Source organism: Rhizobium sp. WYCCWR 11146 (assembly GCF_013591995.1).
Taxonomy (GTDB): domain Bacteria; phylum Pseudomonadota; class Alphaproteobacteria; order Rhizobiales; family Rhizobiaceae; genus Rhizobium; species Rhizobium indicum.
Window position 1 is genome coordinate 376,802 of the sequence record NZ_JACCEY010000023.1, and the last position, 14,402, is coordinate 391,203.

Genomic DNA, 14,402 nt, shown 5'->3' on the forward strand with positions numbered 1-14,402 from the left:
CCATGCTGACCGCGGCGGGCGACTGGTTGACTTTACTGGCTGCGGCAACTCCACCGCTAGCAAGCCTGTGGCAGCCGACTTCGCCGGGGAATTTGCCTTTTGGTGCATTGAACGGAGTTCGGCGCTAAGCGGACTTTTTCGTTGCCTGAGGATAAGGCTGTTTTGCGCCTTCATTTCAGTCGTAGAGCCAGCCAAACGGCGGCTTGAAAGCGGACAACGCATTGGACTGGCGAGGCGGCATGTTTGCGTCAAAAGCGGATTTACGTTGAACTTGCTTGCATCTCCGATGCCTGAGCCTGTTTTCGGTACTGTGTCCAGCGGGTCACTCGTTCGCAAGCACTGTCTTTCCAGATGCAAATTGGCGATCATAGAAAATCCGAACCGACAGAACGACGCCGGCGATCAGGACAACAACCCCGGCGACTTCGATCGGCGTTGGCCAGCGCGCATGCACGACAAGTCCGGCGATCACGCCGAAGACAGTCTCGGAGACGATCAATTGCGCGGCCAGGGCAACCGGCAGGGTCCTTGACGCAATACTCCAGGCCCAGACGCCGCCTACGGTGGCCAGCAGCGCGAGAGATGTGCCCCAGACATACAGGTTGCCGGCAGCGCTCCAGCCGAATCCCAATGTAGGAAGCCGGAAGAGGTCCATCGCGGCACCGATGGGATAGAAGGCCAGCATCAATACGCCGCCGCCAACCAGTATCAGCGCCGACCACACGCCGGAGGGCATGTCCGGCCGTGCGGCGAGTGCTGCCTGATTGGAAAGCGCGAACCAGACCCAAAGGCCCACGGCAGCAAGCGCCAGCGGCACGCCAATCCACAATGATTGCACAGAGTCCAGTCCTTCGGCCGTGAATGCCGTGCCATTGACGAGAACAAGGCCGACCAGCACCAGTGCCAGAGGCACCACGAGGGATCGCCATGGCAATGATGCCTGACGCTGATTGCCAATGACCATCAATACGATTGGTACCAGCCCGAGAAAGGCCGGAGCGATGACTGGGCCGGCAAACAGGGCCGCTCCCGTCACTGTCAGGAAGTAGCCGACATAGCCGACGAGGGCGAGCCAGATGGCATGCAGGCAGTTTCGAAGCGTGAGGTGGCGCATGACACCCTTCTCGGAAAACAGAATGCAAAGCCCGACGAGTGCCGAGACGACGTGACGGATGAGGGCAAAATCAAAGGTGGAATAGTCACCGATGATGAAGGGCACGACGAAGTTGAGCGAAAAGGCAAAGGCCGCAAAGAGAGCGGCCGACACGCCAACATAGAAAAGTCTGTCCATAATGTTCACCCCTTTGAAGTTGCGTCACCGAGCCCTGGTCTCCGCGACGCCGAGTGTGCCGTTTGGCAATCAAGCGAAATGCTTGATCGAATGGGGAAAATTTACCGGCCACGCGCTCTGGTCGGTAGCCGGCGAAAATGAGAACCAGCCTCTCGATACGCATCACCCGGATCGTGAAACAGTGCTGTATCGCGGGGGCCGCGATGCGGCTCCCACTTTGACCGGGGCGGGCGACTGGTTGACTCTGCTGGCTGCCGCAACTCCACCGCCCGCAAGCCTATGGCAGCCGACTTCGCCGGTGGATTTGCCTTTTGGTGCATCTGAGCCATGGCGGAGTTCGGCCCGAAGCGGTCGTTGGTGAGGAGTTTAGTTACTTCACTCGGGGCTGAGATTAGGTGGAATACAAAGTACGCTCACACCATTGCGAGCTCGAAAACTCAACGATTTTTCCACTAAGCTGATTTCGATCCTCGACGCTTTGTCTAGTATGAGCGTCTCGGGGGCTCCGTCACTCCCGGAACAGGCCCTGCGGAATACCTTGATGACAGGGCCGTAGAAGACCAGATAGCGGCCAAGGTCGACGCAATTGGGGTCTCCTGTAGTAATCGTATTGCCGCTAGCATCACATCTCTCAGCATAAGGGAAGTTTTTTGCTATCATCGAAAGCCGAATGAGGGCGGCGCTTTGGCTGAACATTTCCCAGAAAATATATAGGACGATAACGACAGAGGCGAAGAGGCCACTGAGTCTGAAAAGACCAAGGGACAAACTAGGGCCGGCTTCATCATCCTGCATTTTGTGCTTTTCTAGCTTTGGGACTGATGTCCGCGGCTGCTGGCGCAAACGTGACGTCGAAAGGCGAGTAGCCCCCGAAATTCCGACTATCTTTGCGCGCTTGACGGCAGGTCCGGCCGTCGCTCTCCAACTCCCTGCCGGACGAGCGATAGAGTGGCGATACCCGCCTCATCGGCCGCACGCAGAAGCGCTTCCCGGAATTGTTCCGGGGCAATCTTCCCGCTCAATGCGTCGACGCAGGCTTTTACGGCAGCCACATATTCCTCGCCGTCATCGCAAGGCCAGTCGTTGATCAGGAGACGCGCCGCGTCGCCCAGCGTCCATACGATCTTGCGAGATGCCGGGCCTCGCAAAGCAAAGCCAACCGGCGTGAATGCTGATGATGTGTTCCAGCACATTGTCCTCGACCCCTCAAGGCACGGATACTGCAGTCCCCACGTTCAATATACGCGCGTATTCTGTAATTTGGAATTGAAAAGTGTAGAGGTGTACGGCTTGAGCGCGAGTTGCCGGATGAAGAAGAAAGGGCGCTCTAGAACCTTATGTCGGAGCGCCCTGCTGCGTCGACAAGTGTTGCACTGATGGACGCATTCCGGGTTCGCAGCAGATTACGCCGCCCCGGTGTCAGCGGGCGCACGCTCCCCTATTCGGTCTCACGTTTCGCCGCGCTCACCGCAATTCGGCGGTGACGCGGAAGATGCCGCCGGCGGGGCGAAGCGACCCTGCACATCACCCTGATGATCGAGCGGTGGGTTATTTTGTGTTTTTAACGACTTTGGTGACGAAACTAAAAACAGCCTTCCTGTAAGCTTGCGGCTTTGGAGCTGTGTGATTGATCACAACACGTCACTTCACCTATGCGGTAGTTCTGCTCTGCCTCTTTGCAGGCTTGGCCGGGACTTATTCGCTAAGCAATCTGCCGCTCGAAGGAATGGATCGGAGCCGCTTCACCTATGAGTTTAGGAAGTGCTACTATCCAAACTGTGACCGTATGATCGTGCATGACAGGTGGCTCGACGAAGCTCTAGCAAAAGCACAGCGACGCAGTCATTGATGATCGGGCGGGGGCAATCCGCTTTGTGTTTTCATGGCGCAGTCACGGCAAGGCAGTATACAGTCAAGCGGATCCCTACTGTCGAAAGCCATACATGCAGCGCCTGCCCCGTGCTCCCAAAGCCGTCCTGTTCGACATGGACGGTTTTGTTCGATACCGAAGCTCTGTATCGCGATGCCACGATCACGGCTGCACGGAATGCAGGCTTCGAATTGCCTCTGCCGGCCTATCTTGAAACCATTGGTTTGCCGGCTTCCAGTGTCCGCGAACTTTTGTTGGCCCGGTTCGGCAAGGATGCCCCTCTGGAGGATCTCTGGAGGCAAGCTTCGGAACTCTTCACGCAGATGGTGCAAACGGATTTGCGAACGAAAGCAGGCTTGCCGGAAATTCTATCCTTCCTCGAAGAGGCGCGGATCCCTTCGGCCATCGTAACCTCATCGGATCGGACGGCCGTCGAGGGCCATCTTTCCGCAACCGGGCTGCAAGACCGGTTCCAAACCATTGTTGCCTATGGTGATTACGGGGTGGGAAAACCGCATCCCCCTCCATACCTGCTGGCCGCCGAGCGGCTCAACTTGCCCATTTCAGAATGCGTTGCCCTGGAAGACTCCCGAAATGGGGTTCTCTCCGCATCAGGCGCCGGAGCGATGACCATCATGGTGCCGGATCTGGTTCAGCCGGCTCCAGATCTTCTTGGTCGCTGCGCTTGCGTCTTGGCGGATCTTCACGCCGTTCGGGACTTGATCGCAATCTCGAGTGGGCACGAGTAGGTGGCATTGAGGCGGGCGAGACGGAGCAGGAAATCGTCAATTTTCTGCCGGTGGCTTGAGAGCCAAGCCAAGGCATTTCAATCGAAAGCTACACCGCCTTGACGTGAATCGAACCGCAGAGCCGCCGTGGAGCAGTGAGGGAACAAAACTGCAGGCCTACAGATGCACTTTGCACTTCATACAGTTGACAGGCCGGGGCGGTTCTTTTCATCTGAAGCGCCAGATCAGGAGCCTCTCACATGACCCTTACCGTACGCCCCGCGACGCCTTTAGACGCGGCAACGATCCTGCGATTCGTCCGCGAATTGGCCGACTATGAAAAGGCGATCCACGAGGTCGAGGCGACCGAGGAGAGCACGCGTGCGGCGATCTTCGGCGACGGTTCGGTCACGCATGCGCTGATCTGCGAACGCGAAGGCCAAGCGATCGGCATGGCGGTCTATTTCTTCAGCTATTCGACTTGGCAGGCGAGGAACGGCCTTTATCTGGAAGATCTCTACGTAACACCGGACGCGCGCGGCTCGGGGGCCGGCAAGGCGCTGCTGCGGCGCCTAGCACAGATCGCGCTAGAGAAGAGCTGCGGCCGCTTTGAATGGAGTGTGCTCGACTGGAACGAACCTTCGATCCGCGTCTATGAGGCGATCGGCGCGGAGCCGCAGAAGGAATGGATCCGCTATCGGATGGCGGGAGAGAAGCTGGCGGCGTTTGCCCGCGGCTAGAACTCTCTCTTTTTCCTGGCGACGGCCTCGATTTTCGGAGCCTTTTCCAGCTCTGGCCGCGTCAGCAGTGCGTCCGCCTATATCCGCAATCAGGCATTGGACAGACCGCTCAGGGATGCCGTCCGGCGATACTCGGTCTGTTCGAGACGGCCCCGGCTCTGGTCGTACTTGGCCTTCACCGCATTGAGATTGGCTAGTAATCGGCACACAGCTCCCGCTTTCCGATCTCCACCCTTCTGATCCCTTACCGCAATTCAGCAGTAACCCGGAATATCCCGCCGGCCGAGGCGTCGGAGCAGACGACGAAGGTCGAGCCCTCCTGCGCCATGAAGGCGACATTGCCGCCGGCTTCGCAGGGTGTGGCGCTCCATTGCAGGATGATATCGCCGTTGTCGGGCAGTTTTTCCTGCGTGATCTTCGCCGCGCTCGCCATCCATTCCGTCGCCGACGGCAGGTGGACGGGCGCGTTCAGCTGCTTCGACAGCCAGGCCGTATAGTTCTGCGCCACGGCAAGCGGCACGTCGTCGGCCGGCTGCTGCGGATTGTCGGCATAGGCCTGGGCCGCGGCGGGATCGGAATTGGCGGTGTAATATTCCGCCATCTCTGCCCGGGTGACGGCCTTCGTCTGCATGCAGAAGGACTTGTCGATCTTCACTGCATCATTGGCAACGCCGAGCATGCCGCCGAGCTCCTTCATCGAGGAGGTCATCAGCCGGACATTCTCCAGCGAATAACTTCCCGCCGGGACGGTCTCGAAGGCGAGAGTCTGCGAAACCGGGCAGAATCCACGCGCCGACAGCGCTTCGAGATCGGCAAGGATCGGCTGGTAGGCAACGATGGCGAGCTTATAGGCTTCCGCAGTGTAGCGGCCGTCGGCCTCGCCGATCTTCGGGGCGAGTGCCGCAAGCGTCGGATCGGCAGCACCGGCGCGGGTTGCAATGGAGGCGCTGAGATCGGTGACTTTCTGCTTCAGCGCCGTTGCCTCGTCCTTCGCCGCCATGACATCGGCGATTACGGCGTCGAACAGTTTGGCGGCGTCGCCATAACCCGACGTCGCTGCCGGCATCTGCCATTGTTCGGCCTTGGCCTTGGCCTCGGTCATCAGCCCGCTCGCCTTGGCGACGTCGGGGCTATCGCCGGCGCCGATGCGATTGACCGTTTCGCGCTTTGCCGCTGCGTCCTTTTCGGCTGCCGCGAGCGCGGTGAGCGCCTTGGCGAGATCGTCAAACGTCGTTTTCGACTCGTCGTAGGCGCCGACCGCAGCATGCATCTGCTTTGCGGTGGCGGCATCGGCAGCAGTCTTCATCTTGGCGTCGGCCTCGGCAAAACCTGGCGCCTTGTCGCCGCCTGCGGCCGAAGCGGCAGCCTTCGCCTTCTCGGCATTCTCCTTCGAGATGCCGATCAGCGCATTGCCGAGGTTGATGGCTGCCGTCTGGAAGCCCGGAAGGGCCTTTTCGTAATCTTCGTCCTTGAGCAGGGCATCGGCCGATGTCAGCGCCGCAGCACCCGTGTCATAGTAGAGTTTCGCCTGGTCACTGGCCGGGCGTTCCGGCGCCTTGGCGGCGATCGCCTTCTGCTTGCGGCTTTCGGCCTCCTTCTTCCAGGTTCCGACGTCGGCGACGAGCTTCGGATCCGGGCGGAGCAGCTTCGGGATGGTGATGGCACCGATGCCGATGCAGATCAGCAGCAATGCTGCGATCATGGAGATTTTGACGGGCGTCCATTTTTTCGGTTTAGGGGTGTCCTGCTGCTGCGGCATGCCGCCGCGCGGATCCCACGACATCGGTTGAATGCCTGTCGTCACGCGCGCGAATTCGCCCAGCGCGTCGGCGCCCGTGCGCGGTCGCGCGCTCGGGTCGCGGCTCAGCATCCTTTCCACCAGGCTTGCAAGACCTTCTGGAAAGCCGGGGATCAGCACGTCGAGGCGGGGAAAGATGTTGGAAGGGTCGAGATGGATGTTCTTCCAGCTCTGCTCGCGCTGGTGCTCGTCTTCCCAGACCATGACGCTGTCAAAGACGCTGGCATAGGTCTGCCGTGGCAGGAAAAGTTTGTAGGCGATCATGCCCATGGCGTAGATGTCGAGCGCGGCGGAGGCGGAAAAAGTGCCGCTGGCATAGATCTCCGGCGCGCCGAATTCCGGCACATAGGGCGGGATGATGTGCTCGCCGATCTTCGAGATCAGATGCAGGTTGCCGATCCGGACCGAAAGGCCGGAATAATCCTCGGAGACATAGATGCACTGGTCCGTCAGGGCATTGTGAGCGTAACCGGCGCCGTGCAGCGTCGCCAGGCCCTCGAGGATGTGGCGGCCGATCTCGGCGGCGCGCTCGTAAGCCACCATCTCCGTTTCGTCGAGATATTGGTGCAGCGTTTTCGACGGCCGCTTCTCGACGATATAGAAATTGTCGTCTTCCGGCGACGGCGGGATGAGATCCTCGATCTCGACGAAGCGCCGCGCCGTCAGCGATTTGGCCTCGTTGATGGAGGTCCAGACCCGCTCGAAACGAGCCTTGTCCAGTTTCAGCGCCATATCGGGCGCGACGATGAAGACCGCATGGTCCATCCGCTTGTCCTGGGCCGGATAAACGATGAACTCGTTCTCATAGACCGGCTCGCCGATCGTGTAGCGGGCGATCAGATCACTTCTCATGCACTTGTCCCCCTGCATTCATTGCATTCATGAAACCGAACTCTATTCGCCTGCCAGTAATGGATCGCCGATCAGGCCTGCGGCGAGCAACAGGCCGGTCTTGGTATCGCGAAGCGCAAAGGCAAAACGGGCATCGGCCACGACGCGAACAAGCTTCGGATCGATGCTGCGTTCTGTGATAACAGCCGTGGCTGCTGCCGCCTCCGTGCCGTTTTCGTCAACCTTGATCATCGTCTTCTGAAGGACGCGCGCCAGGCTGATGTTTTCCTTGGTGAAACCCGGAAAACCCGCATCCTTGGCCTTCTCGGGCGCCACTCCCATCGCATTGAGTATCGGCATCAAATCACGCCCGTCGTTCAGGGAAAAGCGGGGGAGGAAGATTTCGCCCTTGGCGGCTTCGAATTTTTCGCCTTGCAGCCAGGAAGCGAGCGCCTTCAGGTCCGATCCGCCCACCCCCTTGCCGGAGCGCGCCGCCACCACGACCATGCTGTAGCTCTCGCCGGCATAGGCAAGGTCGACGGCGGTGAATTTCTCGTCGAAGCGGAATTTCTGGCCATCGCCGGCAAGATGCATCATCGGCACCGAAATCGTCGACCCGTCCGGCCGCTGAAAGGGGCTTGCCGGGCTTTCCCTATCGAAGGAGGTTTTCCAACGCGCCTTGAACGAGAGTGCGCCGAGGCTGACGAAGCCGCCGCCGGGGGGTGCGTCCAGAATGACAGGAATGGCGCCCCGTGTTGCCTGTTTGACCCAGCCGTTGATGTGCTCGACCGATTTCGGTCCGTCGAGATCCTCGATAGAAGGCTTGATCCGGTGGCCGGCGAGCATGGAGAGCGCATCGGGGACGAGCACCAGCTTGTCGTCGAAGACGATCGCAACCGCCGTCGTCAAAGGCGCATCCGCCGCTGCCGGCTTCTCGGGGGTCATGGCGTCAAGCGCCGTCTCCGGTCCCTTCACCTCGCCGCCGAAGCCGAGACCCTTGGCGATCGAGGCCTTGCCTTGGTCGGAGGCGCCGAGGCTTGCAAGACCGAGTGCTGCGGCAAGGCTTGCCGGCGACACCATGATATTGGCAGCACCCTCCTTTGCCAGCGTACGGTCGATGAGTTCGGCCGCAAGTCCTGCCTGCGCTGCAAGCATCGCCTTGCTGTCGCCGGAGTTGCCGGCATGGGCGGCCGGGGCAAGCGCCATCAGGGAAGCGGCAAGACCCGCCAGCAGAGTGGATTTCGGCATGGTTCGCTCCTGTTCAGCGGATGCGATAGAATTTGGAATCGAACGACCATTTGCCTTGGGCGCCGGTCTCGTCGTCGCCGACGATCCTGAGGCTTCGGGCGAGATCGTAGACATAGTTGAATGCGGCGCGCTGGCCGACGAGAGGCGTCGGCACATCGGGCAGGTCGAGCACTTCGATCGGCTTGTCGCTGAGGATGGCAACGACCATGCCGACGCCGGCCGGTCCCTCCACCACATATTCGAAGCCGATATAGGGATTGCGCGCATCGGGCACGACGACCGGCCGGGCCGGATCGAGCCGGTTGTCGCCGCTTTTGGCGGTGGGCTTCAGGCCCATGGAACGCTTGTTCGGGTAAAGCTGCGTCAGCTTGCCGGAGGCGTCGATATCGACCAGGATCAGGTAGCCGGACTTTTTGGTGGAGACACGCATCGCCACCTTGTCGCCAATGCTGACCGCGGTGCCGGGCAGCACGTCGACGGCGACGCCGGCCTCGTTGTCGCTCTTCAGCGTGTTTTCGACGGCGGCGAGCGGCGTCTTCGCCTCCTCGCCGGTGATGACATCCCGGCCGAGCGCATCCGGCTGGCCATAAAATTGCGGCACCGGGGTGAAGCGGCAGTCTCCCGCATGCGTTCGGCAATATTCGTCGGATTTGCGCCGGACATAGTCGAGAAGCGCGGCATTGCTGACATTCGGCTTGTCGGCTGCGCGCGCCACGCCATCCTGCACGCCTTCGATGAAGTGGCGGGTGAAGACGCCGAGCGCCGGCTTGGCCTCGCGGTCGACGAGGGCCCACTGCCCCGCGTTGACGGCCGACCAGACCATGGCGTTTTCGCCGCCGAAGGAGAATTTGGCTTCCTTGCCTGACTTGTTTGGCGGTTCGAGCGCTGCCAGCGCCGGGCCGAGGCAACGCACGGTGCCGGAGGGTGCTGCCACCGCGCTGCGGCTGCCGGGGCCGACATGGCAGGCATCGATCAGCAGCGTGACGCGGCGGTCCTTGAGGCTGTTCAGCCGTGCAGCGATCTCGGTTTCGCGGATCTGGTTGGTAACCGTTACCTTGCCGCCCTCGCGCACCAGCTTGGCATCGGCTGCCACCAGCGTCGGGCTGGTCGTCGCCTCCGCACCCATTTCTTCCGAGCCCTGGCCGCTGAAATAGAGGAAGACGCGGCTTCCGGGGGTCGACTGGCGCACCAGCCAGTCGTCGATCTCGGCAAGGATCGCCTCGCGGGTCGCCTTGCGGTTGGTCAGCGTATGGATCTGTTCCGGGCGGTAGGCGAGCGTCTTGGCAAGGAAGAGCTGCATCGCCTTCACATCGGTGGCCGAACCGGTCAGTTTCGCCTCGCGCATCTCGTAATCGTCGATGCCGATCAGCAGCGCGCGGTCGCCGGGCGAGCTTTCGATCACCGGCGTCTGGACGACGGGCGGCTGAACGGCGGGTTCGTCGGCGACGGGCTTGTCAGCCGGCGAGGTATCGCCGGCGGGCGTGTCGGCAGCAGGCGTTTCGGTCGGGCCAGCCGGCGCCGTATCGGTGGCGGGCGGGGTGGTGATGGCGAGATTGGCCTCTTCCTGCCCGGACTGCTGCTGCTTCGTCCCGCCACCGGTGGTGGTGGACGCGACCTGATCGCCAGCGGCAGGTCCTTCAACGTTCGGCACGTCGCCGTCGGTCTTTGCAGCGATCCAGTCGCGGAAGGCGGCAACACGGGTATAGACGCCGTAATGTTCGGCTTCGGCGCAGCCGGCGCCCCAGCTGACGACGCCGAGTTGGATCCAGCGCTTGTCGGGACGCTGGGCAACCAGCGGTCCGCCACTGTCGCCCTGGCAGGCGTCCTTGCCGCCTTCGGCATAACCGGCGCAGACATTGCGCTCGTCGATCGGGTTCATGCGCATCGAACTGTCGCGATAGGCGGCGCGGCAGTCCTCGCGCGGGACGATCGGCAGTTCCACTTCCTGCAGCTCGGTCGGCAGGTATTTGTCGTCCCAGCCGTGGTCGGCCTTGGTGTAGCCCCAGCCGGTGACGACGGCCGGGTGGCCGGCGGCCTCCACCTCGTCATCGGCGGCCGAGGCAAGGATCGCCGGCTTCGATTTAGCCGGCTCGGCGAGCTTGATGAGGGCGATATCGTTGGCAAAGACCTTGCGGTCGAAATCCTCATGGATGATCACGTCTTCCACGGCAAGGCCCGGCTTGTCGGGCCCGTCGACCGCGATCACCTTGTCGATCTTCGACTTGCCCTCGACGATCAGCAGGTCGCGGGCAAAGAGATCCTGCTTGCCGGAGCGGCCGCTGGTGACGCAATGGGCGGCGGTCAATATCCAGCGGGGCGCGATCAGCGAGCCACCGCAATGGCCGCCGAAGCGGCCGCGCTGTTCGGGGTCGGGCGCCAGGATCTTCACCTGCCAGGGCCATTCGCCCTTCTTGGCTGCCTGGCCGCCGATGACACGCCCGCCATCCTCACCGGCGAAATCGGTGTCCTGCTGCGCCAGCACGGGAGTAGCCAGAAGCAGCATGACGGACGCAATATTGAGGACCTTGCTGATCGACGTACTCATAGCTTGGCTCCGGCGGAGGTATAGAGGACCGTAAATCCGACGCGCGCGCCCTCGGGCAGGAATTCGCCGAGGCGCTTGGCGATATTGCCGGCGGTACGGCGCCTGTCGTTCTGCTTCAGGAATTCAATAAGTTCGGGCATCGGGGTTTCAGAGGTGACGGCGACGAGCAGGTCCGTGCCGAAAGGTGCGACCACGGAAAGATCGAGATCGAAGGTCGCGGACATCTCGGCATTCACCTCCTTCTCGCCGGGATAGAGGAACTGCACGGTTCCATCGCCGGTGACGTCGAAGAGTGCGAGCTTGCGGCCTGATATATCGGACACCGTGACGCCGACGCGTTCACCTTCGCGATGGACGGTGTCGGAAGGCGTCACACGCACGGTCTGCGGGTTTGTCTCCGACAGCCGCTTCAGCGCATCGAGCGCGGCCATCCGGTCGACGACGAAGGGCATGTCGCCGGCGCCGACGCCGGAGGCGACGACATCGCCGCCGGCAATCGCTTCGTGTTTTTCGGGATCGAAGACAAGTTCGGCATCAGCACCCTCCATCAGCTTGAACGGCGTGACCGCGGGGTCGATCCCCTGCAGCACCGGCTCGGAGCCGAGGGCGGCAATGCTGATCGGCGCGGGCTCGGCGGGCAGCGGAGCGTTTGATTTCTCCGCCGCCGCCTGGGCCCCCGCCCCTTCGTAATGATAGACGACTGCGCGATCGAGATCGGTTCCGGGCGGGCTTTCGGTAAAGATGTTCTGCCGCTGGTTGGTGAACTGGTAGACCGCCTGGCGCACATATTCGAAGAGTTCGCGGCGGCTGACGGCGCCGTCGCCGTTCCGGTCCGCGGCGCCTTCGAAGGCGCGGGCGGTGGCATAGCTCAGCGCGCCGCGTTTCTGCGGAATGCCGGGAATTGATATCTCGGGCGACTTGGTGTTTTCGTCGACGGCGGCGAGAAAGGTCAGCCGCTTGAAATCGAAGCCGGTGGACAGCGCATCCGCCGTCGTCGAAATCGGGGCGAGATCGTCTTCCTCGATCGTATAGGACGGCGCCTGACGCCAGGTGATCTCGGCGCCGCGCGGATCGACGTCGCGGGTCATGCCGCCGGCATGGCAGGTATCGGCGATGAAGACGACATCGGCGCCCTTGGTCTCGATATTGCGGATCAGCGCCTTGAATTCGTCGCCGAAGATGCGCTCGCGCGATCCCGGCAGCCGGGTGTCGAAACCTGCGAGGATATAGACCTCGTCGCGGCCGCTCGGTTTGGAACCCTTGACGCGCTCGGGCTCACTCGAGCCGTGGCCGGCGATGCCGAGCACGATCAGGTCGCCAGGCCCTGCCCTCTCCGCCACGGCCTCGATCGCATGGAAGATGCCCTCGCGGTCGGCAGTACCATTCTTCAGCAGCGTCATGTCCTCGACGCCGACCGAGCGCAGTGAAAGCGAAAGGTCCTCGGCATCGGCGACGGCGCCGTGCAGCGGCGGAACGTTGCGGTAGAGGTCGATGCCGATCAGCACGGCCCTGACCACACCACGCTCGGGCGCCTCGATCACCTTTGCCAGGCTGTCGGTGGCCGCCATGGTGAGGAGGGCAAGTGCTGCGGCCATGGAAACGAATGCGGTCATGGCCAGTCCCCCCTCGCCCGGTCTATTCGCGGCGCCATTCGACGCGGCGGTTCAGCGCATCGACATCGTCTTCGGTGAGGTTTGCGGTCGCGGTGACGTCGACCGGCTCGGAAGCTCCGCGGCCTTCGGCGTCGATTGTCGCATCGAGGCCGTTGCTCTTCAGGAAGTCGGCGACGGCCTGGGCGCGGCGTTCGGACAGCTTCTGATTATAGTCGTCGCCGCCGCGCCGGTCGGTATGGCCGACGAGGATGATGCGGCCGGGCTTCTGTTCCTTCAGCGCCTCCAGCAGCTCCTCAGCGGCTTCGGTGCCGATCGAGGTGAAGCTCGACTTGTTGAAGTCGAAGGTGATCGGAACCGGAATGGAGACCGGCACGATGCCACGCACATTCTCGGAATAGATGCCGCCGAGCACGCCGCTGCGATGATCCTTCTCGGCCGGCACGAAGCTGCCTTCAGGATTGTCGCTCGTCGGGTTGGCGGCAAGAATGCGGGCCTGGGCGGCGCGCTGGATGAGATCGGAGATCGTCTCGGCAGGCGGCGCCTTCGGCGTGCGGGTTTCGTTCTTGATGATCTCGATCGCCTGCTGGTAATCGGCGGCGGCATCGGCGAAGCGGCGTGCGGAGAAATAGATCTCGCCGAGCGTGGCGGATGCCTGCCAGAGCACCTGCGGGCTGTCGGCAGCAACGAGCAGCGGCTCGTAATCGGCGACCGGCTGGTTGGCGGCCATCATCTCCTGGGCAGCGGAAAGCCTGAGGGCCGCGACGCGGCGCTGGGCGTTCACCTGGAACTGGCCGCAATCGGCGCTGACGGCGATCGCATCGGCCTCAGCCGCTGCAGCACCGATATCCTTGGCGGCAACGGCGGTGTTCAGCTTGTCGAGAAGGGCAGCGCAAACAGGCGTATCGGCGTTTGCTACCTCGATCGCCTCGCCGGCTTGATCAGGTTCGGCGGAACGGCCGAGGTTTAGCTGCGGCATCTTGATGCTGAAACCGCCGGGAAGCTTGAATTGCGGCATCTTGATCTGCGGCATCGGCAGTTTCGGCATCTTCGTCTGCGAAGACTGGCTCGGCTGCTTGTACTGCGTGGGCTGTTTATATTGGGTCGGCCGGGTGGATGAGGTGGTGTCGGCTGGACCGATCAGCTCCAGTTCGTCGGCGGCAAGCTCCTGGCCGGGCGCCAGGTTGGTGACGATCTTGTATTTCTTCGGCGGCTGTTGCGTTGCCTGCTCGACAGGCTTCGGCGCGACCTTTTTCGGGGCAGCCGGCTTTGGTTTTTCCACCACCGTTTCCGGCTTCTTGGCGACTTCCTGTTTCGTCACCGGTTTCGGCTTCGGAGCGGCGGCCGGTTTCGGCGCAACGGGCGGCTTTGCAGCCTGCTCGACCGGTGCGGGTTTTGCTGCGGGGGCGGCTGCGACGGGCGGGATGGCAGCCGGACTATCGACCGTTGTCAGCATCAGCGTCTTGCTGCTGATCTTGGTGCCGAGGCTGCGGGCTTCTTCAAGGCTGCGGGAAACGGCATCCATGCCGCCGTCGATCGAGCGGAACATGCCGCTGCCGCTGCCGCCGAGATCGGCGAAGATGTTGAGCGGCTTGGAGGAATAGAAGACTTTGATCTGCTCCTGGCCGACCGGGCCTGAAACCTGCAGCTTGGCGCCGCTTGCCGGATCCGGCACCTGCACGCGCTTGCCGGCGCCGACAAGCGCGTCGGTCTGGTATTTGTTCGGGAAAAGCTTCACGAC

At 62.2% G+C, this 14,402-nt stretch carries 10 protein-coding genes; 2 read left to right on the forward strand and 8 right to left on the reverse strand.

The window, feature by feature from the left end; genetic code table 11:
• Positions 1–322: 322 nt before the first annotated feature.
• The 3 genes from HX899_RS19350 to HX899_RS19360 form a co-directional block, all read right to left on the reverse strand.
• Positions 323–1,291, reverse strand: a complete 969-nt coding sequence (locus HX899_RS19350; protein WP_181293103.1) for a DMT family transporter — start codon at positions 1,289–1,291, stop codon at positions 323–325.
• Between the two features lie 375 nt (positions 1,292–1,666).
• A complete protein-coding gene (locus HX899_RS19355; RefSeq protein WP_181293104.1) occupies positions 1,667–2,086 on the reverse strand; it encodes a hypothetical protein in 420 nt (139 codons plus the stop codon).
• An 86-nt stretch (positions 2,087–2,172) separates the two neighbouring features.
• A complete protein-coding gene (locus HX899_RS19360; RefSeq protein WP_018482221.1) occupies positions 2,173–2,484 on the reverse strand; it encodes a DUF982 domain-containing protein in 312 nt (103 codons plus the stop codon).
• Positions 2,485–3,286: 802 nt separating this feature from the next.
• Between HX899_RS19360 and HX899_RS19365 the strand changes: the two genes are divergently transcribed.
• Positions 3,287–3,910 (forward strand): HAD family phosphatase, encoded by a 624-nt coding sequence (locus tag HX899_RS19365; RefSeq protein ID WP_246697137.1) that lies wholly within the window; start codon positions 3,287–3,289, stop codon positions 3,908–3,910.
• 239 nt (positions 3,911–4,149) lie between these two features.
• Positions 4,150–4,629 carry a GNAT family N-acetyltransferase gene (locus tag HX899_RS19370; protein ID WP_181293105.1) on the forward strand — a complete coding sequence of 160 codons (480 nt, stop codon included), beginning with the start codon at positions 4,150–4,152 and terminating at the stop codon, positions 4,627–4,629.
• Positions 4,630–4,873: 244 nt separating this feature from the next.
• Here the strand turns inward: HX899_RS19370 and HX899_RS19375 are convergent, their stop codons facing one another.
• The 5 genes from HX899_RS19375 to HX899_RS19395 form a co-directional block, all read right to left on the reverse strand.
• The gene (locus HX899_RS19375) at positions 4,874–7,279 is read right to left on the reverse strand and encodes a protein kinase domain-containing protein (RefSeq protein WP_181293106.1); all 2,406 of its coding nucleotides are present in this window, start codon (positions 7,277–7,279) and stop codon (positions 4,874–4,876) included.
• A 42-nt stretch (positions 7,280–7,321) separates the two neighbouring features.
• Positions 7,322–8,506, reverse strand: coding sequence for a serpin family protein (locus tag HX899_RS19380; RefSeq protein ID WP_181293107.1), 1,185 nt, complete (start codon positions 8,504–8,506; stop codon positions 7,322–7,324).
• A gap of 13 nt (positions 8,507–8,519) precedes the next feature.
• Positions 8,520–11,051, reverse strand: coding sequence for a trypsin-like serine protease (locus HX899_RS19385; RefSeq protein WP_181293108.1), 2,532 nt, complete (start codon positions 11,049–11,051; stop codon positions 8,520–8,522).
• Positions 11,048–12,664, reverse strand: a complete 1,617-nt coding sequence (locus HX899_RS19390) for a caspase family protein (RefSeq protein ID WP_181293109.1) — start codon at positions 12,662–12,664, stop codon at positions 11,048–11,050. The genes HX899_RS19385 and HX899_RS19390 overlap by 4 nt, the downstream gene beginning before the upstream one ends.
• A gap of 22 nt (positions 12,665–12,686) precedes the next feature.
• Positions 12,687–14,402, reverse strand: a 1,716-nt coding sequence (locus tag HX899_RS19395; RefSeq protein ID WP_246697138.1) for an OmpA family protein, incomplete at its 5' end; no start/stop codon positions are given.